20 protein-coding genes and 1 other annotated feature are annotated in these 19,992 nt (G+C 44.9%); all 20 genes read left to right on the forward strand.

Annotation, left to right across the window (positions count from 1 at the left end):
- Positions 1-3 precede the first annotated feature (3 nt).
- The 20 genes from nosZ to DESPCE1_RS0100995 all read left to right on the forward strand — a co-directional run bounded on the left by nosZ (position 4) and on the right by DESPCE1_RS0100995 (position 19,919).
- A complete protein-coding gene (gene nosZ / locus DESPCE1_RS0100895) occupies positions 4-1,899 on the forward strand; it encodes a Sec-dependent nitrous-oxide reductase (RefSeq protein ID WP_014792165.1) in 1,896 nt (631 codons plus the stop codon).
- Positions 1,900-1,990: 91 nt separating this feature from the next.
- Complete coding sequence (locus DESPCE1_RS0100900) at positions 1,991-2,590, forward strand: hypothetical protein (protein ID WP_019849168.1); 600 nt, start codon at positions 1,991-1,993, stop codon at positions 2,588-2,590.
- Entirely contained in the window at positions 2,571-4,073 is a 1,503-nt protein-coding gene (locus DESPCE1_RS0100905; protein WP_019849169.1) for a NosD domain-containing protein, read from the forward strand. The genes DESPCE1_RS0100900 and DESPCE1_RS0100905 overlap by 20 nt, the downstream gene beginning before the upstream one ends.
- A complete protein-coding gene (locus DESPCE1_RS0100910; RefSeq protein ID WP_014792168.1) occupies positions 4,070-4,567 on the forward strand; it encodes a nitrous oxide reductase accessory protein NosL in 498 nt (165 codons plus the stop codon). The genes DESPCE1_RS0100905 and DESPCE1_RS0100910 overlap by 4 nt, the downstream gene beginning before the upstream one ends.
- Complete coding sequence (locus tag DESPCE1_RS0100915) at positions 4,568-5,404, forward strand: ABC transporter permease (protein ID WP_014792169.1); 837 nt, start codon at positions 4,568-4,570, stop codon at positions 5,402-5,404.
- 11 nt (positions 5,405-5,415) lie between these two features.
- A complete protein-coding gene (locus DESPCE1_RS0100920; RefSeq protein WP_019849170.1) occupies positions 5,416-6,336 on the forward strand; it encodes an ABC transporter ATP-binding protein in 921 nt (306 codons plus the stop codon).
- Positions 6,337-6,397: 61 nt separating this feature from the next.
- Positions 6,398-6,533 (forward strand) — a sequence feature (ribosomal protein L20 leader region).
- Positions 6,526-7,071 carry a translation initiation factor IF-3 gene (infC, locus tag DESPCE1_RS0100925; RefSeq protein ID WP_019849171.1) on the forward strand — a complete coding sequence of 182 codons (546 nt, stop codon included), beginning with the start codon at positions 6,526-6,528 and terminating at the stop codon, positions 7,069-7,071. It overlaps the preceding feature by 8 nt.
- Positions 7,072-7,091: 20 nt before the next feature.
- Complete coding sequence (rpmI, locus tag DESPCE1_RS0100930; RefSeq protein ID WP_014792171.1) at positions 7,092-7,289, forward strand: 50S ribosomal protein L35; 198 nt, start codon at positions 7,092-7,094, stop codon at positions 7,287-7,289.
- 153 nt (positions 7,290-7,442) lie between these two features.
- Positions 7,443-7,805: a 50S ribosomal protein L20 gene (gene rplT / locus DESPCE1_RS0100935; RefSeq protein WP_014792172.1), complete on the forward strand. Its 363-nt coding sequence runs from the start codon at positions 7,443-7,445 to the stop codon at positions 7,803-7,805.
- Between the two features lie 146 nt (positions 7,806-7,951).
- Positions 7,952-8,764, forward strand: a complete 813-nt coding sequence (locus tag DESPCE1_RS0100940) for an RNA methyltransferase (RefSeq protein WP_019849172.1) — start codon at positions 7,952-7,954, stop codon at positions 8,762-8,764.
- 530 nt (positions 8,765-9,294) lie between these two features.
- Complete coding sequence (pheS, locus tag DESPCE1_RS0100950; protein WP_019849174.1) at positions 9,295-10,317, forward strand: phenylalanine--tRNA ligase subunit alpha; 1,023 nt, start codon at positions 9,295-9,297, stop codon at positions 10,315-10,317.
- Positions 10,318-10,329: 12 nt separating this feature from the next.
- Entirely contained in the window at positions 10,330-12,735 is a 2,406-nt protein-coding gene (gene pheT, locus DESPCE1_RS0100955) for a phenylalanine--tRNA ligase subunit beta (protein WP_019849175.1), read from the forward strand.
- A gap of 22 nt (positions 12,736-12,757) precedes the next feature.
- Positions 12,758-13,015, forward strand: coding sequence for a cell division protein ZapA (locus DESPCE1_RS0100960; RefSeq protein ID WP_014792176.1), 258 nt, complete (start codon positions 12,758-12,760; stop codon positions 13,013-13,015).
- A gap of 302 nt (positions 13,016-13,317) precedes the next feature.
- Positions 13,318-14,070, forward strand: coding sequence for a PIG-L deacetylase family protein (locus DESPCE1_RS0100965; RefSeq protein ID WP_014792177.1), 753 nt, complete (start codon positions 13,318-13,320; stop codon positions 14,068-14,070).
- Positions 14,071-14,114: 44 nt separating this feature from the next.
- Entirely contained in the window at positions 14,115-15,743 is a 1,629-nt protein-coding gene (locus DESPCE1_RS0100970) for an ABC transporter substrate-binding protein (protein ID WP_019849176.1), read from the forward strand.
- 48 nt (positions 15,744-15,791) lie between these two features.
- A complete protein-coding gene (locus DESPCE1_RS0100975; RefSeq protein ID WP_019849177.1) occupies positions 15,792-16,760 on the forward strand; it encodes an ABC transporter permease in 969 nt (322 codons plus the stop codon).
- The gene (locus DESPCE1_RS0100980) at positions 16,750-17,571 is read left to right on the forward strand and encodes an ABC transporter permease (protein WP_019849178.1); all 822 of its coding nucleotides are present in this window, start codon (positions 16,750-16,752) and stop codon (positions 17,569-17,571) included. Before DESPCE1_RS0100975 ends, DESPCE1_RS0100980 begins: the two co-directional genes overlap by 11 nt.
- Positions 17,568-18,251 carry an ABC transporter ATP-binding protein gene (locus tag DESPCE1_RS0100985; protein ID WP_014792181.1) on the forward strand — a complete coding sequence of 228 codons (684 nt, stop codon included), beginning with the start codon at positions 17,568-17,570 and terminating at the stop codon, positions 18,249-18,251. Before DESPCE1_RS0100980 ends, DESPCE1_RS0100985 begins: the two co-directional genes overlap by 4 nt.
- Complete coding sequence (locus DESPCE1_RS0100990; protein WP_019849179.1) at positions 18,248-19,009, forward strand: ABC transporter ATP-binding protein; 762 nt, start codon at positions 18,248-18,250, stop codon at positions 19,007-19,009. Before DESPCE1_RS0100985 ends, DESPCE1_RS0100990 begins: the two co-directional genes overlap by 4 nt.
- 79 nt (positions 19,010-19,088) lie before the next feature.
- Complete coding sequence (locus tag DESPCE1_RS0100995; RefSeq protein WP_019849180.1) at positions 19,089-19,919, forward strand: helix-turn-helix domain-containing protein; 831 nt, start codon at positions 19,089-19,091, stop codon at positions 19,917-19,919.
- The last annotated feature ends 73 nt before the right edge of the window (positions 19,920-19,992 follow it).

A 19,992-nucleotide genomic window follows, 5' to 3' on the forward strand; every position in this document is an offset into this window, starting at 1 on the left:
CAAGTGGAAAAAGGACTATTTAAAAAGATTGTGTTGTCCCTGGCAGGGCTGCTGGTTGGTCTGGTAATAGCTGTTTACTTATCTACCCAGCTTAATCCTGGAGCGGGTTCAGAGGCTGTTTTAGGAAAGAATATATCTGTCGATGGTGTATCGGATGATGTGGTGCAAGCGGCCCTAAAGACCTATGTGCCGCCTGGTCAGTTAGATGAGTATTATATGTTTGCCTCAGGCGGCCATTCAGGGAACGTCTTTGTCTATGGTGTGCCCTCCATGCGGCGGATCAGAACGATTCCGGTATTTACCCCTGAATCAGCTGTTGGGTATGGCTGGACGGCGGAATCGAAGGAAATGCTTGGCGAATGGGGCTGGGGAGATCTCCACCACCCTGCTTTGAGCGAGACAAAGGGAGATTATGACGGGCGTTGGCTTTTTGTCAATGATAATGCCAACAGCAGGGCTGCCCGGATCGATTTGGATTCCTTTAGAACCACTCAAATTTTAGAGGTGCCTAATATTTACGGGCCTCATAGTGCTGTGTTTATGACACCGAATTCGGAATACTTTATGATGGGCTCCCGTTTTGCCGGGCCGATACCTTATGGGACCTATTCACCTATTGAGAACTATTCCGAGGACTATAAGGGAGTTCTGGCCGCGATAGCTATAAATCAAGAAAGCGGAGAGATGAGTATAGGCTGGGAAGTATTATTGCCTCCCTGGTCTTACGATTTATCCGATGCCGGTAAGCTGGACAGCGAAGGTTGGGCGTTTTTGACAACATATAATACTGAGGAAGCCTATGAATTGCTGGAGGTCAATGCTTCACAGCGGGAGATGGATTATGTCATCGCTCTAAACTGGAAACTGCTTGAACAGGCGGCCAATGAAGGAAAATTTAAAATGGTTGATGGGGTGAAAATGATTGACCCTCTGGATGTACCGGGTTCTATCTACCTGATCCCAGCCATGAAGAGTCCCCATGGCGTGGATGTAACGCCGGATGGCAAATATTTCATTGCCAACGGAAAGATTGCTCCGGTAGCTACCGTATTCAGCTTCGAGAAATTCAAGGAATGCATTGAGAACAAAGACTTCCAGGGTGAAGAACGGGGTTTCCCGATTGTCAATTATGAGAAGGTAAGAGTGGCGGAAGTGCCCGTGGGCTTAGGGCCACTGCATACCCAATTTGACGGTAATGGTTATGCCTATACCACATTATTTATCGACAGTACCATTGCCAAGTGGAGACTCGATACCTTTGAAATTGTTGATGTTATCCCGGTTCATTATTGCCCCGGTCACCTGTGTGCCGCTGAGGGAGATACCGTCGATCCGGACGGCAAGTATTTGGTATCCCTGAATAAGCTGGCCAAGGATAAATTCTTGTCCGTTGGACCATCCCATCCGGAGAGTGCCCAGCTTATCGATTTAACCACGGATAAAATGAAGATTTTGATGGATGTCCCCGTAGATCCCGAGCCTCACTTCGCTCAGATGATCAAAGCAGATAAGATCAAGACCTGGGAAGTATTCGAGAAGGATCCCAATCGGCCGGGTGCTGTTTATGAAAAGGAAAATGCCCGCATTGAACGGGATGGCAATAATGTCACGGTCTATCAAATGTCCTTCCGCAGCCGCTATTACCCGGATAATGTGGAGGTCAATGAAGGAGATCATGTGACCTGGTATGTGACAAATACGGATTTTGATGAAGATATTACCCATGGCTTCGGTATTTCCATGTATAACCTCAATGTGGAAGCTCAACCGGGAGAAACGGTGAAATTTGAATTCGTAGCAGATAAAGCGGGAGTCTATCCCTTCTATTGCACCAACTTCTGCTCGGCACTCCACCAGGAAATGCAGGGTTGGTTCATTGTAAAACCAAAAGGCCTATAAAGCTCTCTAAAGCTTTATAGAAGAATCGAGAGGGATCCTAACTCAGGGGTCCCTCCCCCCCCCTTAACTGATAGGAAAGTGGTGGTTAACCATGGATTTTGCAAGAAAGCTTCTAAAGGGAAACCTTAATATCATAGGAAGAATCATGTTTGGTGCTGCCGGTTTAATACTCCTGGCTTCTCTTTTCCTGCCTTGGTGGCATTTAGATTTAGTGGCTCCTCAATATCCGGAAGGTCTGTCCGTAATTGTCTATCCGGACAAACTGGATGGCCGAATCGATATTATCAATAATATCAATCACTATATAGGAATGAAGTGGATTAGCGAAGAAGATTTTCCCGAATTCAAAGTCATTCCTAAAGTAGCCTATATCATCATTGGCTTGGCTTTTATTACTGCTTTGGTTAAAAAAAGGTGGGTCGCCTGGTTGACCGCCGGTTTGGGTGCTGTGGGCGGCATGATTGGGGTGTATGATTTGTGGCGCTGGTTACGCGATTATGGGACCCAATTGGACCCCATGGCGGCAATAAAAATAGATCCTTTTACCCCTCCGATTATAGGTACAAATAAGCTTGCGAATTTTATTACGTATACGGGCTTTGATTCAGGAGGATATTTACTGGGGCTGAGCATTATCCTAATGCTGCTGGCTGCTTGGAGGTTTAAGGAACATGAAAAGCAAACGGAATAGGCGTTGCTTTTGGCTGAGTCTGTTTTTTTTCCTATGGGTCATCCCGGCGGCAGTTCAGGCTGCTACCCTGGAGGTCCGGGGCGGCGGCTCAGCGGAAAGTATTCAATCCGCTTTGGCAAGGGCTGCTCCCGGGGATACCATCAATGTCTATAGCGGGACCTACGTAGGGAACATTGTGATTGATAAAGCCATATCCTTGATAGGAATCGGCACTCCGATTCTTGATGGGGGAGGAGAGGGGGATGTGGTCAGCCTTAAGGCCGATGGGGTAAATTTTAAAGGGTTTCAGGTCGTGGGCAGCGGCAAAAGATTACAGGATTCCGATGCGGGAATTAAAATTCACTCCGCATTTAATGTCATTGAAGATAATAAATTATCCAATAATCTATTTGGGATCTATCTGCTGAAATCTCCCCATAATACGATCCGCAATAATACGATTGTCGGGAGACCTGCTAAGAATAAATTAAAAGACTCTGAAAAGGAAATGAGCGAGGCCGGCACTTATGAACTACTGCCGCTCTTTGAAGGGGAAAGCGGTGACGGGATTCATCTTTTTGCAGCATCCAATAATTTGATTGAGAATAATGAGATTACGGATACCAGGGATGGCATCTACTTCAACTATGCTCATGATAATCGTCTTTTATATAACCGCATTAATGGGGTACGCTATGCCATTCACTATATGTATTCCGATGATAATTATTTTGAAGGGAATATAGCTACGAATAATGTGGCAGGGGCGGCTCCCATGTATTCGAAAAGAATAACCTTCCGCCAGAATGTCTTCGCTTATAACCGTGGTCACCGCTCTTTTGGAGTTCTGTTTTCCAGTTGCAACGATTGCCTGGCGGAAGGGAATATTATTTTCGGTAATACCAGGGGGGCCCTCTTCGATGTGTCCTACCACAACACCTTTCGTAATAATATGGTGGCCTCTAATGATATTGGGATTGATCTGATTTCCAGTTCGGGATTCAATACCTTTGTAAAAAACAATTTTGTGGATAATATGGAGCAAATCGCTTTCCGGGCGGGAAAAATTGGGGAAGGGAATGTGTTCTATGACGAAGGGGAAGGCAACTATTGGAATGACTATAGGGGGTTTGATCTGGATCAAGACGGTATAGGTGATACTCCCTATCTTACAGGGGATATTTTTACCTATCTAATGAATAAAGCCCCTACTGTGCGTCTTTTTTTAAACAGTCCTGCAGCTAAAGCTTTGGAGTTTGCCGAAAACATGTTTCCGGTTATAGAGATTCCTAAAGCCGAAGATGTATATCCTTTGATTAAGCCTGTGGGGATTGAGATGAATACACAGTTTCAACTCGAGAAGAACCAGGTTTCCAATAAGGTCCTTGGTGCATACTCCTTGCTTATGCTCCTCATGGCAGGGATAATAGCCGCCCGGGCGTTTAGAATAAGTTCTCAAGGAGTAAAACTAGTTGAGGATTTTCTGAGAGGAGGCCGAAAATGAAGCCCAGGATTATGGTTTTGATTATTCTATGGTGTTTATCGCTTATAGGATGTTCTGCGGGGGAAGTTGCAGGGACTCCCCGGAAGATTGACCCTACAATCGACATTTGTCCTGTATGCAGGATGAGTGTGATCGATGAGCACTTTGCGGCACAGATTATTGATAGCCAGGGACGAGTTGAGATTTTTGATGATATCGGATGCATGTCTATTTTTATGCGAAGATTGGAAACAGGGGAAAAGGATAGTATTATAGCCTCTTATGTAAAAGATTTTGAAAGTATGGAATGGCTCAGTGCTCAGGAGGCCTTTTATGTACAGGGTCGGATCGATACCCCCATGAGTTTCGGGATCGTAGCCTTTGCTGTCGAGGGGGCGGCTCAGAAATTTGCCGAAGAGGTAGGGGGAAAACAAATGACCTGGGAGCAAGTGCAGACGGAGCCATTAACCATCGGCTTGGATATTGAGTTTAATCGGGAAGAGTGGGGGGATTAGATGCAGCTGGTCAATGTAGTTACCATAGCAGAAAAGGAACTTTTGGAATCCATACGCAGCAAATGGCTGGGAACGTTTACCGCTGTTTTTGCTTTAATTGCCCTCCTGGTTTCTTTTTTTGGCTTGTCCAGTCTCGGTGTGGGTGGGCAGCAGGGATTTAACCGGGTTACAGCCAGTCTTTTGAATCTGGTGCTGTATTTGCTGCCCTTGATTGCCCTTGTAATGGGTTCGGCGACAGTAGCCGGTGAAAAGGAGGCTGGGTCCCTCCATGTTCTGCTCACCCAGCCCATTAATAAGGCTGAAGTAATTATCGGCAAGTTTGGTGGCTTGGCTTTGGCTTTAATTGCTTCCATTTTAGTTGGTTTTGGCGGGGCGGGGGTAGTGATCGCCTGGAAAACAGGGTCAATCAATATTATGGATTATCTTATGTTTGTGATCTTATCCATGATTTTGGCGCTGGTATTTCTCAGTATAGCCATACTCATTTCTGTCATTGTATCACGAAGAGCTCAAGGGATTGGTTTGGGGATTTTTATTTGGTTTTTAATGATTTTAGTTTACGATTTTTTAGCTATAGGGGTCGCTGGGCTGTCGAATGTATCCATTATTATTCCCATGTTACTGCTGCTTCTGCTTGCCAATCCGGCGGATATGGTGCGTGTACTGGTCATCTTACAGCTTGGCGGTGAAGAAACCTTTGGTCCCACGTTGGTCGCTTTGACGAGGATGCTTACTCAGGGGTCGGGGGAATTTTTATTATATGGAGCCCTTTTATTCTGGATGATTATACCTCTTCTGCTTGCGGCGATACTATTTGGCCGCAGGCAGGATTATTAGGAGGGGATCCTATGGAAGTCATTGATACTTTAGAGGTGAAACATGCCCAGAAGTTTTATGGTCAGTTTCAAGCAGTCAAGGATATTAACTTAACTATCAAAAAAGGGGAAATATATGCCCTGTTAGGGCACAATGGAGCTGGAAAATCAACATTAATAAAAATGATTTTAGGGTTGGTAAAACCTTCAGCCGGAATGATCGGGATTGAGGGATTAAATTATGATGTTAAAAATAAGGAGATTAAGAAAAGGGTAGGTTATTTGCCGGAGAGAATGAATTTTTACGACAATTTAACGGCTTGGGAAATACTATCTTTTTACGCCAAATTAAAAGGAATAACGAAGAAACGATGCGAAGAGGTGCTGGAACAAGTCGGCTTAAGTGAAGCGCGACACCGAAGAGTAGGAACTTTTTCCAAAGGAATGCAGCAGAGATTAGGTTTGGCCCAAGCTATTATCCACAGGCCTGATTTGCTTGTGCTGGATGAACCGACAACCGGGTTAGATCCCATTGGCATCCTGGAATTAAAAGAAATGATTCGGAACTGGAATAAGGAAGGTACGACCATATTATTTTCCTCACATAATCTTAATGATGTCGAAGAACTGGCACAGCAGATTGGCATTATGAATCGCGGCGAAATTATTGCTCAAGGCACTTTGAAAGAATTACAGAATAAGTTAGGTATGCCAACGAAGATTGAAATTGATCTTTCCGTGATTCCGGATAATTTAGAGAAAATATTAGTAGAAAAGCAAATTGAAACCTTTCAGGTCGAAGGAAGAACTATAAGTATTGATTGTCCAAAAGATAAAAAGACCCAAGTCATAGCGGCGGTTATGGATGGAGTGCTGAAAGTACTTGACTTGCGCTTGAAAGAACCGGGACTGAATAGCATTTATCAGAGGATCATGGAAGAACTGGCTGTCTGATCGCATTAAAATATATAAAAATTAATATTTGACAATTACCTCAGAACCCAATATAATATTGATGTTCAAGTAGAAGCCATCCGCTTCTCACCTCATGGCTTGAGTCGATGAGGTATCTTCGGGTCCTGAGCCTATCGTACTTGCTCATGATTTGTATGGAAGACGGGTGGAAACTCTGCCCGTCTTTTTTTGTGTGATTTTTTTTGGAGGTGGTTCGTTATTAGTAAGGATTTACGGATTAACGACGAAATCCGGGCCCGGGAAGTTCGTCTTGTCGGGGAAGAGGGAGAGCAATTGGGGATTGTCCAACTTAGAGATGCTCAACGTATTGCTGCTGAGAAATCTCTGGACTTAGTGGAAATTGCACCAACTGCTAAGCCGCCTGTTTGTAAGATCATGGATTATGGTAAGTACAAGTATGAGCAGGCCAAGCGGGATAAAGAAGCCCGTAAAAAACAGAAGACCATGGAAATCAAAGAAGTGAAGCTTCGTCCCAATATTGAGGACCATGACTTCGAAACCAAAGCACGCAATGCCCAACGCTTTTTAAATGATGGGGATAAGGTTAAGGTAACGATTATGTTCCGTGGTCGGGAGGTTACCCATCCGGAACTTGGGAGAACTTTATGCCTGCGTCTAGCTGAGTTTTGTAAAGCTGAGGCTAATATAGAGCGTGATCCTAAGCTTGAAGGACGCAATATGATTATGATTTTAGCGCCTGTGAAACACGACTAACACGAGAGGGGGATATCCCAATGCCAAAAATGAAAACCCACCGCGGAGCTGCGAAACGTTTTAAGAAAACAGGTACTGGTAAAATTGTTCGCCATCATGCTTTTACAAGCCATATCCTGGAGAAGAAGTCTCCAAAACGTAAACGGAATCTGCGCAAAGCTACCCTTATGCACAAAACCGATGCCAAACGTATTGCCCGCTTAGTTGCTTATCTATAAGATTGAAAATCGAAGAGGTTTTTGGAGGATAATTGCTGATGTCTCAGCCTTAGAATCTAAGGGCGCATTATGAGACAAGCCTTGTTCGGCATGAGCCGGGCAGATAAGAGATGAGAAGAATGACAGAGATTAACATGTAAGGAGGTCTTCGCTATGGCCCGTATTAAAAGAGGGGTAACGAAGCATCAACGTCATAAAAAAGTATTAAAGCTTGCAAAAGGGTTCCGTGGAGCAAAGAGCAAACTCTACCGTCCGGCTAATGAGCAGGTCATGAAATCCTTAGCCTATGCCTATGCTCACCGTAGAGACAAAAAAGGCGATTTCCGTAAATTGTGGATCGCTCGTATCAATGCAGCTGCCCGTCTGAACGGATTAAGCTACAGCCGTATGATGAACGGCCTGAAAAAAGCCGGAGTATCCATCAACCGCAAAATGTTGGCTGATCTGGCTATCAATGATGCAGCAGCTTTCACTGAATTAGTCAATGTTGCTAAAGCTCAAATGAGTGCGAAGTAAAGAATACATTAAAGGGTGCTGAGGCACCCTTTTTACATAGGGAATAAGGAAAGCTTTGTGCTCGAGAATTATTAGAAAGCATCTTGATTTGGGTACACTATTATCGAATATTTATAGTGTGAGCAAATGGTTTCCGGGGTGATGATATGCTGACCTCCTTACAGAATGAACAAGTTAAATATGTGGTGAATCTCCATAAGCGGAAATTCCGTGAGGAGACCGGCGAATTCCTGATCGAAGGCTGGCGCTTTGTGGAAGAGGGCATTTATCGGGGGGCTCACTTAACAAAGGTTTTTGTCTGCCCTGAGCGGAAAAGTGAATCATGGCCACAACTTGCAAAGGCTCTAAAAGATAATGAGGTACCGATTATCGAAGTGGATGAGCGGGTGCTTCGAAAAATGAGCGATACGGAAAGCCCTCAAGGGATTCTTGCTGTTGTCAAACGGCCCCAATGGACCTGGGACGATCTTTTAGGAATGAACCATGGCCCAGGGGACAAGATCCCCATGCTTTTGATCCTTGATGGGGTTCAGGATCCCGGCAACTGTGGGACCATACTGCGGACGGCATTGGCTGCAGGGGTAACACAAGTCTGCCTGACGGAAGGGACCGTGGATGTATACAATCTTAAGGCTCTAAGGAGTACTATGGGAGCGATTTTTTCCCTGAAGATCCTCACTCATTGCCAACCGGAAGAGATTCTTAAGGTCTGTCAAAGTCAAGGAATTCCTGTTTTTGTCGGGGATATTGAGGGAACGGATCTGTATAAGACTCATTTCGTTCAACCTATGGCTTTGGTTGTGGGAAATGAGGGAAACGGGCCTTCTGCGGCTTTCCGGGGCTCCCGGGTGAAGCGGATTACTATCCCTATGAGCCATCAGGTGGAATCTCTTAATGTAGCTATGGCGACAGGAATCATTATCTATGAAATAAGGCGCAGAATAACCTCAACAACTTGAAAAGAGCGGCTTTTGGACCAGGTTTTCTTGTAAACGGTCGCGGGTGGTGCTATAATTTTAGTGAACAGGTTTAAGAATCCAGACCGAAAGGTGGGCTAAACCATGTCACCCGCAGAGTGGTTATGGAAGATTTTTGAGGCAACCGGTTCTCCAAATGCCTACTTGCTTTATAAGCAGTACACTCTGAACAATAATCTGGCAATGAATAAGAAAATGCAATGATCAGGTTAAAAGGATGTTTTCTTTTCCAGGGAGGTTAAGTCCAAGACTGAAAGCTTAACCAAGAGAAATCCTCATCTCCGGCTTGTGTCCGGGGTGTTAAATTTCCCCTGAGAGCGGTTTGCTGAACAAGAACTAGGTAAACCCGGTCTCCACCGTTAGCGGAGAAGGAAGCTGCGGCTCATCATTGAGCTGAACCAGGGTGGTACCGCGGGAGTTATTTCTCGTCCCTTTTATAGGGATGAGAATTTTTGTTTTTATTAGGAAAGAGTTTGGGTCAAAGGTTAAATCTTAACTTAGGAGGGTTTTCATTGCAACAGGAAGTTCATCGTATTCAAGAAGAAACACTGGCAGAGCTTCAGAAGGTCTCGACTTTGGAAGGGCTGCAGGAACTGAAGGTTAAAGTTCTCGGCAAAAAGGGCTCTCTTACCGCTCAATTGCGGAAGATGGGTGGCTTAAGCCCGGAAGAGCGGCCAATTTTTGGTCAGGTAGTCAATGAGACCCGGGATGTCTTGGAAGCTGCCTGGGCCCGTCGTGAGGAAGAGTTGTCCAAAGCGGCGATGATTAAACAACTGGAAGAGGAAAAACTGGATATCAGTCTGCCCGGAGTAGGCCTTCCTCGGGGTCATCAGCATCCTTTGACAAAGGTCATCGAAGAGATCGAAGAAATTTTCTTGGGGATGGGCTTCCAGATTGCTGAAGGTCCGGAGATTGAGAGTGATTATTATAATTTCGAGGCATTGAATCTTCCTAAGGATCATCCTGCCCGGGAAATGCAGGATTCCTTCTATATAACGGAAGAGATCCTTTTACGGACTCAGACTTCACCGGTTCAGGTACGAACTATGGAGAAGCAGCGGCCTCAACTTCCAGTGAAGATTATCTGCCCGGGTAAAGTCTATCGGAATGATGATGATGCCACCCACTCCCCTATGTTCCATCAAGTAGAAGGGTTGATGGTGGATCGGGGCATTCGCATGTCGGACCTGAAAGGAATTCTCTTAAGCTTTTCAAGAATGATGTTTGGGGAGTCCCGGGAGATTCGTTTGCGCCCCAGCTTCTTCCCCTTCACCGAACCCAGCGCTGAGGTGGATGTATCCTGCATGCTTTGTGGCGGGTCCGGCTGCCGAATCTGTAAAGGCACCGGTTGGATTGAGATTCTGGGCTCCGGTATGGTTCATCCCAGAGTTCTGGAAATGGGCGGCTATGACTCCAAAGAATTAACAGGCTTTGCTTTTGGTATGGGTGTAGAACGGATCGCCATGCTGAAGTATGGCATTGAAGATATGCGGCTTTTATTCGATAACGACTTGCGCTTTTTGCAGCAGTTTTAAGGAGGCAGGGGTATGAAGGTCAGTTTGGAATGGTTACGAGACTATGTGGATATCGATCAGACTGCTGAGGATTTAGCAGAGATCTTAACCCGAGGGGGGATCGAGGTCGGTGGCGTCGAGCATCTGCATCAAGGTCTGGATGCAGTCGTGGTCGGTGAGATTGCCCGTATGGAGCGTCATCCTAATGCGGATAAGCTGTGGATCTGCGAAGTGAATCTGGGAGACAGGTCCACGACCATCGTCACAGGAGCCCAGAATTTACTGGTCAAGGATCGGATTCCGGTGGCTTTACCGGGAACCACGCTCCCCAATGGGGTTCATATCGAAGTCTCTAAGCTGCGGGGAGTGGAATCTTCGGGAATGCTCTGCTCCACTGAGGAGCTTCATTTGGACTCAGAGATGGGAGACCCACGCAGTGAAGGCGGCATTCTCATCTTAGGGAAAGATGCTCCCTTGGGAGTAACTTTGGATACCGTTCTCGGTGAAGGAGATTGCGTCTTGGATCTGGAGCTCTATCCCAACCGCCCTGATTGCCTGGGTATGGTGAATGTGGCGCGAGAAGTGGCCTCTTTGACAGGGGGAGCTCTTCACCTGCCGACATGGGCGGAGGGGACAAAAGGCCCGGATTATCCGGTGGATCCCAATGCCAGGATTGTCCTGGATGATCCGGAGCTGTGCCGTCGTTATGCCGGCTTAGTCGTAGAGGATGTCAAGATTGAACCTTCTCCGGAGTGGATGCAGAAACGTCTTAAGGCAGCGGGAGTGCGCCCTATCAGCAATATAGTGGATATTACCAACTATATTATGCTGGAGATGGGGCAGCCCCTGCATGCCTTTGATCGGGATGCTATCGCCGGTGCTGTCCATGTTCGTCGGGCTCAGGCCGGTGAGAAACTGGTAACCCTCGATGATCTGGAGCGGGAGCTTGATCCGGAAATGCTGCTCATAGCAGATGATGAAAAGGCCCTTGGTTTGGCGGGGGTCATGGGTGGTTTAAATAGTGAAATTACCGACTCCACCAAAAATATCTTCGTAGAATCCGCTCATTTTTCCAGTGTAAGCATTCGCCGTACCAGCCGTCGTTTGGGACTGCGCTCAGAGGCGTCCAATCGCTTTGAAAAAGGGGTCAATCCTCATGGTGTAGCGGCAACCCTAGGCCGTGTGGCTGAGCTGGTTATCCAACTGGGAGCCGGAAAACCGGTAGGGTTTATCGAACAAGCAGGGCAGCTCTCAGAGCATGTGGCGGTTTCCCTTACTGTAGAAAAGACCAATGCCCTCCTGGGAACTACTCTCACTGAGGAAGAGATTACTGAGGTTCTCAAGCGATTGCGTTTTCCTTATGAAGAAAAAGATGGGGGATATGAAGTTCAGATTCCTGCCTATCGTTCCGATATTACCATTGAAGAAGATTTGATCGAAGAAGTAGCCCGCTTGACAGGCTACGATCGCATTCCCACTACCTTGCCTCAAGGGGATCAAACCCAGGGACGGAGAACTCCTGAGCAGGAGTTTAAGCGTACTTTGCGCCATCTCCTGGTTCGTTTGGGTTTGAATGAGGTTATGACTTATTCCTTCACTCGCCCGGATGCTGATCGGCAATTTGGGGATATGGAGCAGGCTATTCCTTTGCTGAATCCCCTGCGGGAAGAGTTAAGTGTGATGAGGACCGCTTTACTTCCCAGTATTATGGAGATCGCGGCACGGAATATCTCCCGCAGGAACCTGGATATTCGTCTCTTCGAGATGGGCAGTATTTATAAGAGCAAGGAGCGCCCTCTGGTTAAGCTTCCTCATGAGGAGCTGCATTTGGCTGGGGTTATCTGGGGCAAATCCTCCCGTCATTGGCTAACCCCGGTAACGGAGTATGATTTCTATACAGTGAAAGGGATCCTGGAGGAAGTGGCTCGTGAGTTTGGGCTGGAGTTCGAGTATCGGCTGCCTAATAATCAGGAACTTACTCACCCGGGACGTTCCGCAGATATCTACCTCAACGGGGAGAAGATCGGCTTGATGGGCGAGATTCATCCCGCTTTAGGCAAAGAGTGGGAGCTGGAAAGGGCCTTGATTTTTGAACTGGCCATGGTTCCCCTGATAGAGGCCGGCAATCGGACCATTCGCGCCTTCTCCATTCCTAAATTCCCGGCCATGCAGAGAGATCTGGCTGTGGTAGTTTCTCAGGAGGTCTCCGCCCAAGATGTTATGAAACGGATCAAAGAGCTGGGAGGGGAACTTTTGGTCCAGGTGAATATTTTCGATGTCTATACCGGGAAACCCATTCCCGAAGATCGTAAGAGCCTTGCCTTTGCGCTGAAGTATCAAGCCTTGGATCGAACCCTGAAGGACGAAGAGGTCAATGCCTTAAACCAGCAAGTTCTTGAAGGAATCGAAAAGGAATTTGGAGCTGCCTGGAGAAAATAGTATAGTATCTGGGGGGTGTCATATGGCTGAAGAAAATGAAAAAGTCATTGTGGAAATATTTGGGGAAAAACATGTGATTCGCGGACAGGAAAGCCCAGAGCACATTCTGAAGGTTGCCCGTGAAGTGGATAAAAAGATGCGTCTCATTGCCCAACGGACACCACGTCTAGCCATTCATCAAATCGCTATCCTGGCCGCTCTGAATCTGGCTGACGAGTTAGAAAAAATCAGGGAAGAACAAGAAACCCTCATGCAGCTCATTGAAGCTCAAGAAGAATAGGAATTAAGGATTGGTTTATTAGCTATACAAGTAAAGGCGTAACGTTAATTGTTACGCCTTTGCTCGTAGGAACGAATGCATTTTTCGGTCAGAAATTTTGACGATTGGAAAAGAAACCAGAAAAAATAGGCTTGACAGGGATAAATATTTCTTATACTCTAATACACAAGATAGTTTGATTATTCTTAATTTAAAAGGTCTGTATATTATTTGGTATGAAGCCAAATTGCCATCGCGAGAACGTGATGATAATTTGGCTTTTTTTATTTTCTAATAAATTATGTTAGAGGAGGAGCGTTAAAATGGAATCAGGAAAAAGAATGCTCTTGCTAGGTGCTTATAGCATGGAAGTTGTTGAGTGTGGGGGGGCACTATGCAAAAATGCCGATGCGGGCGGTATTTCCCATGCAGCAATTCTCTTTGCCAGTGCAAAGATGCAAGAGGACTTAAAAAAATCAGCGGCAATCCTCGGAACATCTGTAGAGTTTTTGAATATGGATGCAGGAAAGATCTCGGCTTCCTATGAAGAGAAGCTTGCCCTCATCAAAATCATCCGCACTTTCCAACCGGACATTATTATTACCCAAGATCCAGAGCATTGCGTGAGTGACCTTGATCCCGGAAGAAGGCCATTCATGACCCTTGTTCTGGAAGCCATTGCCCTTGCCGGCAGAGCATATGCTCTGGATGAGCTGCCTGGCCTTAAGCCCGCCCGCAGTGCGACACTTTACTATATGACTCCTGAGCACCCTAATTGTGTGGTCGATATCCTGCCTGTATGGGAGAAAAAATGTGCGGCTATGGATGCCCTTGAAGCCCAGCTTCTTTATTTTGGCGAAAAAGAAGAGGAAACCCCTGAACAGCTAAGACAGCGGAAAATGGCGGTCCCTAATTGGGAGGATATTGAGTCCCCCTTGGAGCGGGGAATGCTCTGGAAGCGCGAGATGGACAAGGCATTTTATATGTATCCTGCTTCAACAGGCCATTGCCGAGCACTTTATGCTGAACCGTACAGACGAGATGGACATTTTGTACTTGATAACTTGCTTATTTAAGAGTAGATGTCTGCGTCATTAAAGGTTGAAAAATGGAGGATAGAATGAAAAAGATAATAAGCCTTGCACTCGCATGTATAATGGTCCTTTCATTGGCTGCTTGCTCTGCAGAGAAGGTCAATTCAGCGGATCCCAAGAGTCGGGCAAATAATGAAACAGCCGAAATACTAACCATTGCCATTTCTAAAGATGAAAATAGTCTATCACCCTTTACCTATCTGAGTTCAACCGGACTGATTGTCAATCGTTTAGTTTATGATACACTGTTTACAACGGATCTTGATAATGAGATTATCCCTTGGATGGTGGAAGATGATTACAGGGTTGAGAATGATTTTTCGACGTATACCTTCACACTCCTTGAAGGGCAAAAGTTTCATGATGGAACAGTTGTTACCTCGGAAGATGTCGTATTTTCTTTTACATACCCAGGTACTCAGAAAAGCTCAAGCTTACGTAAAATATGCAATAAAATTAAAGATATCAAAGCTGTTGATGAAAGAACCGTTACCATCAATCTAAAGTCCTCAGATATAAATTTCCTCAGAAGTGGGTTGAGCGCCATGCGCATCATCTCCAAAAATCAATATGAGAATGCGGCTGATGCCACGTTGATATCGGAAACAATTGGCAGCGGAATGTACAAGCTAAGTGAGTACAAGGTTGGGGAATATTATAAGCTTGAAGCTGTTGCAGACTATTTTAGAGGGACTCCCAAAGTAAAGGCAATCAATATGCCGATTATAGGAGACAACACAGCCATACAGCAAGGCCTTCTATCAGGTCAGCTGGCTGCCGCAACATCGAATATTGGCGTTGAAATGGTTGAGACATTTAATAAGGCGCAAGGGATTGAAGTTTTCTCAAGCGCCGGTTTTGCACCTTTAATTATGAATATCAATAATAGCAGAGCACCTATGGATGCAAAGGAATTCCGTACAGCCCTTACCTATGCTATTGATGTCAATGGCATCATGAAAACCCTTTATGGCGAATATGCCACAGTGGGAACAAAGGGTTTGATCCGACCGGATTTGCCCTATTCTGTTACAGGCCTTGAGTACTCTTATAGCCCGGGAAAAGCAAACGAAATCTTAGATGGAGCGGGTTTTGATAAGAAAAATGCCAATGGAATCCGTCTCACACCCGATGGTCAAGCCTGCTCATTTGAAATACTGGTGTACTCCGGGAACACCACACGTATTCGTACCGCTGAAATGATCGCTGAACAGCTTAAAGCGGTGGGAATAGAAATGAAGATCAAAGTGATGGAAATGGATACTGTCGATGCCTTTGTGTGGCCGGATTTTGATGTAACGAAAGGAAGAAATTATGACTTTGCAATGTGGGGTTGGGGTACAAGCATCGGCACAAACCTCGACTTCCTCGTGTCCTTATTCTCTGGTGATTTAGGCATCGGAACATCCAATGTATGTGGTTATACAAACTCAGAGTTTGACCAAATTATCGCTTCCGAATTCAGTACGGCCAAAACAACGGAGGAATTATATAGTGCTCTTCGTAAACTTCAGAACGTTATAGCAGAAGACCCCGGCCTGGTAAATTTTGGTTATGATGATAGCCTTCAGGCTTGCAATACCACCCAATACTCGGGTTGGAAAGCTGGAAAAGGCACCAATGTCATAAACATTCACTCCTTTTTAGGGAAATAGGATAACCATTATTAATCGTTCCAAATATGGCAAAAGGGGGATGAAGCGTTGAAGAAGCAATTAGCCCACTACACCATTATTCTTATTATCATCATTATTGCTAACTTTTTCATTCCCCGCCTTTTGCCGGGTTCTCCGGTCAAAACCCTGATGGGAGAAAGTGTGGCCGAGATGACAGCTGAGGAGAAAATGGGTATTCTTGATGCCTATCATTTAAATGCCCCTCTTTATGAACAGTTTGGATATTACATTTCCGATCTTGTGACAGGAGACTGGGGTATTTCCTTCTCCAAACGCTTGCCCATAAACCAAATCATAAAACCGGCGATATTATGGACGTTACTCTTATCGTCGGTCACTTTGTTTTTTTCAGTATTAATCGGGTCTTTTCTCGGAGCCCTTTCCGCTTTGCGGCGGAAAAAGAATCGCGATCTTTCTATTGTTCTAGGAACTGTCCTGATCAGCTCCATTCCACCTTTTTGGATAGCCATCCTATTATTGGCCGTATTCGGTGCGAGATTAGGATGGTTTCCAACCTATGGTGCCTATTCGATGTGGAGTGATCTCCAGGGATGGCCATATATTCTGGATTTATTAAAGCATCTTACCTTACCGGCAACGGCCTTAGTCATTACATCACTTATGCCTTACTTCTCAACGACTCGATATAGTGTCCTAAAAACTATCAGTGAAGACTATGTTAAGATGGCAAAGTTTAGGGGAATACCCCCCATGCAGATTAATCTAGGCTATATTATGAGAAACACCTTGATCCCTGTATTTACTGTGTTGATGATGGATGTGGGTTATCTTTTAAGTGGCTCGGTATTGGTCGAAACCGTGTTCTCTTACCCCGGTTTGGGTGTGCTGATGCGGGATGCTGTTGCTGCTCGAGATTACCCGCTGATTCAATATACTTTTTTAATTTCTTCTCTTTTAACGGTTGCGGCGTTATTTGTGGCCGATCTTTTGTACCACAAAATTGATCCGACTTTAGAGGTAGCTGATGAAAAGTAAGATGATTGGCATAATAGGTGTTTTTTTACTTTCATTCTTAATACTAATTGGCGTATTCGCTGAGCAGATTGCACCTTATTCACCTTATCAACAGGTGGGAGCAAATTTTCAAAAACCAAGTTCAGCCCACATTCTTGGCACGAATGACATCGGTCAGGATATTTTCAGCGAGCTCATCTATGGTACACGCAATTCGTTACTCGTTGGTGCTCTTTCAGCCAGCGTCGCTATGATGATAGCTGTTTTAGTAGGGGTTATTTCGGGATGGTATGGAGGAGCCGCTGATCGTCTTTTAATGAAAATCACGACCTTCTTTTTGACAATTCCTTTTTTACCGGCGGTCATTATATTAGCTGCTTTCACAAAAGGCAGTCTTTGGAGTATGTCCATCATTTTAGGCTTGATGTCTTGGCCTGGAGTGGCCCGTGTTTTGCGATCGGCAACTATGGAGATTAAAGGTAGCTCTTATATTAAAATTATTCAGGGCATGGGTGCCGGCGATGTTTATGTATTAACTCATCATGTTTTGCGCGAGCTTGTACCTTTAATTCTCTATCGGGCAGTCACTCGTGTAAAATCCGGTATTCTATCTGAAGCATCCATGAGTTTCCTTGGCCTTGGCAATCCCGTTGCGAAAAGTTGGGGATCAATCATTTACTATGCGCAAGCCAAGAATGCACTATTAACAGGTGCTTGGGTTTGGTGGATTATTCCTCCAGGTCTTTGCATTTGTCTGGTCAGTATGAGTCTTATGATGATTACTTACAGTCTGGAAGCCAAGAGCGATGTACGAGTGGAGAGTGGGTTATGAGCAAAGCAATCTTGCAAATAAAATCTCTTTCGATTCGCTACGATAATCATGTTGACCCGATTATTAAGGATTTGAGTTTTGATCTCTATGAATCAGAAATTCTCTGCCTTCGCGGGCGTTCAGGTTCGGGTAAAAGCACTATTGTGGCCGCTATCATGGGCATGCTGCCCGATTATCACGCTCAGTCAAGGGGAGAAATAAGCTATCAAGGAAAAAATCTGCTTACTAGTACAGAAGCAGAGCTTCGGGCAATCCGCTGGAAAGAGATTGCCCTTGTGCCCCAATCTTCCATGAACTCCTTCAACCCTGTTTATACCATTCGCAGATCGCTCCGGGAAATGATAATCCTCCAAGATCCCACTGTCTCAAAAAAGGAAATGGAGAAACGCGAAGAGTATCTTATGGAGCTGGTGTACCTTGATAAACAGGTACTCAGCTGCTATCCCCACGAGATGAGCGGTGGAATGAAACAAAGAGCTGCCATTGCCCTGGCTATGGTCTATACGCCCCGAATTCTCATTCTTGATGAAGCCACCACCGGACTGGACACTAAGGTTCAAGCTGATGTCCTGGGAACTATTCTTCGCATGAAACGGGAAATGAATATGACATTATTATTTATCAGTCATGATGCAGAACTAGGCAACACTATTTCTGATCGAAAGGTGGAGCTGAAATGAGTTGTCTTCACGTGAACAATGTTAGTAAACAATTCATCCGCAAAGAAGGTAAAAAGAAACATATCATTCAAGCGGTTGATCATGTGTCCTTTGAGTTGCATGAAGGAGAATCTCTTGGAATTATCGGTCCCAGTGGATGCGGTAAAACGACTCTAATTAATATCATTCTTGGTCAAATTAAACCGGATTCAGGCAGTGTGCATAAGTCCCCCTCCATTGGCTTGGTCGGACAGGACCCCTATTCCTCCTTATGTCCGACAATGACTGTTGAAAAAGCTGTGGCCGAACCCCTTATTTTTCTGAAAAAGAGAAAAAGCTTCCGCCAATGTCAAAGAGAAGTGGAAGAAATCCTTGAATTTGTTAATCTCAGCTGGGAAGTTTACGGGAATCGTCTCCCTGCGCAATTAAGTGGAGGGGAACGTCAGCGTGTAGGCATTGCCCGGGCTTTAATAACCAGCCCTTCCCTTTTACTTCTTGATGAGCCGACCTCCATGTTGGATCAAGAGGTTAAGGGTGAAATAGTTTCAGTCATTAAGGCCATCGTTAAAAAGAAAAATACAGCTTTTTTAATGGTAACTCATGATATTCTTCTTGCCAGTGAAATTTGTGACCGAATACTTGTCCTATGTGATGGTAAAATTATTGAAGAAAACACTTCGGCGGAGATTATGAATTCTCCCGTGCAGCCTTTGACTAGGGATTTAATCAGTATTAGCACAGACATCAAGTCTTATTGGGATAAGCATTATCTTTCGTAAGGTAAGGGATTTAGCTGCAATGAGTGGATGAGCCCTTTTTCGGATACTGATAGGGTAGGATTCCAAGATTGGAGGAGTAATGAAAGAACAATATTATTCTATTGGTCAAATAGCTGAACTTTCGAATATCTCGATTCCAACATTACGTTATTATGACCAAATTAATTTATACAAACCGGCTCATGTGGACCCGCAGACCAATTATCGCTATTACAAAGAATCTCAATTGTATATATTGGATATGATAAAATCACTTAAATTCGTCGGCACTCCGTTGGAAGAGATAAAAGCCGTTCTGAATTATACTTCTGCTGAGCTCCTTGGCTTCCTTGAGCATCACGAAGATATTATCGAAGGCAAAATACAGAGGCTGCAAGAAATTCAAAAGAGTTTGCATCAAACGAAGAAGCAGTTTCAAAAGCAAATGAAGGCAGCCTTGTCTACAGATGTATTTGAGAAAACTGAAGATCTATGTATATTCACACTACCAATCGAGAATTACGCTTTGCCGGATATTCCCAGTGCCTATTACAGTGTCTTGATTAAGCTGTTGGAATCGGAAGGCAGTACAATAAGCAGTCATTATGGATGTATATATCCTTTTCTCGACTATCATTCTATGGATGAGGTTCAATGCACCCATATATTCACCCCATTGATGACCGATCGGTTGAACAAGAATCCCTCCTATAAGGGGAATATCCGCTTGATGTCAGAAAGCCGTTTTATGTGCGTTGCTTTTCGGTATCACCCTGATCAGTATATAGAGCATTATCAGCGACTATATCATTATATCCACAGTAACAAACTTCCTGTAGCAGATCATGTCTATGAACTTTTTATGCCAACAAGATACTCCCAGCAAGAAGAAGATGAATTCATGGTCGAATTAAAGGTGCAATTGCTCTAAGAAAAGATAGTATGAAGCGATACTTGTAATTTCTTATTGACCCTCTAGCTGCTAGAGGGTTTATATTATTGAG

The sequence above is a fragment of the Desulfitobacterium sp. PCE1 genome (assembly GCF_000384015.1).
Classification (GTDB): Bacteria; Bacillota; Desulfitobacteriia; order Desulfitobacteriales; family Desulfitobacteriaceae; genus Desulfitobacterium; species Desulfitobacterium dehalogenans.

Bases quoted from the DNA above. Each gene is read 5' to 3' on its own strand.
- DESPCE1_RS0100960 (WP_014792176.1), top strand. From the start codon at position 12,758: ATGGCTGAAGAAAATGAAAAAGTCATTGTGGAAATATTTGGGGAAAAA.
- DESPCE1_RS0100990 (WP_019849179.1), top strand. From the start codon at position 18,248: ATGAGTTGTCTTCACGTGAACAATGTTAGTAAACAATTCATCCGCAAA.
- DESPCE1_RS0100910 (WP_014792168.1), top strand. From the start codon at position 4,070: ATGAAGCCCAGGATTATGGTTTTGATTATTCTATGGTGTTTATCGCTT.
- DESPCE1_RS0100920 (WP_019849170.1), top strand. From the start codon at position 5,416: ATGGAAGTCATTGATACTTTAGAGGTGAAACATGCCCAGAAGTTTTAT.
- rpmI (WP_014792171.1), top strand. From the start codon at position 7,092: ATGCCAAAAATGAAAACCCACCGCGGAGCTGCGAAACGTTTTAAGAAA.
- DESPCE1_RS0100905 (WP_019849169.1), top strand. From the start codon at position 2,571: ATGAAAAGCAAACGGAATAGGCGTTGCTTTTGGCTGAGTCTGTTTTTT.
- rplT (WP_014792172.1), top strand. From the start codon at position 7,443: ATGGCCCGTATTAAAAGAGGGGTAACGAAGCATCAACGTCATAAAAAA.
- DESPCE1_RS0100915 (WP_014792169.1), top strand. From the start codon at position 4,568: ATGCAGCTGGTCAATGTAGTTACCATAGCAGAAAAGGAACTTTTGGAA.
- DESPCE1_RS0100900 (WP_019849168.1), top strand. From the start codon at position 1,991: ATGGATTTTGCAAGAAAGCTTCTAAAGGGAAACCTTAATATCATAGGA.
- DESPCE1_RS0100940 (WP_019849172.1), top strand. From the start codon at position 7,952: ATGCTGACCTCCTTACAGAATGAACAAGTTAAATATGTGGTGAATCTC.
- DESPCE1_RS0100985 (WP_014792181.1), top strand. From the start codon at position 17,568: ATGAGCAAAGCAATCTTGCAAATAAAATCTCTTTCGATTCGCTACGAT.
- DESPCE1_RS0100980 (WP_019849178.1), top strand. From the start codon at position 16,750: ATGAAAAGTAAGATGATTGGCATAATAGGTGTTTTTTTACTTTCATTC.
- DESPCE1_RS0100995 (WP_019849180.1), top strand. From the start codon at position 19,089: ATGAAAGAACAATATTATTCTATTGGTCAAATAGCTGAACTTTCGAAT.
- DESPCE1_RS0100965 (WP_014792177.1), top strand. From the start codon at position 13,318: ATGGAATCAGGAAAAAGAATGCTCTTGCTAGGTGCTTATAGCATGGAA.
- DESPCE1_RS0100970 (WP_019849176.1), top strand. From the start codon at position 14,115: ATGAAAAAGATAATAAGCCTTGCACTCGCATGTATAATGGTCCTTTCA.
- pheT (WP_019849175.1), top strand. From the start codon at position 10,330: ATGAAGGTCAGTTTGGAATGGTTACGAGACTATGTGGATATCGATCAG.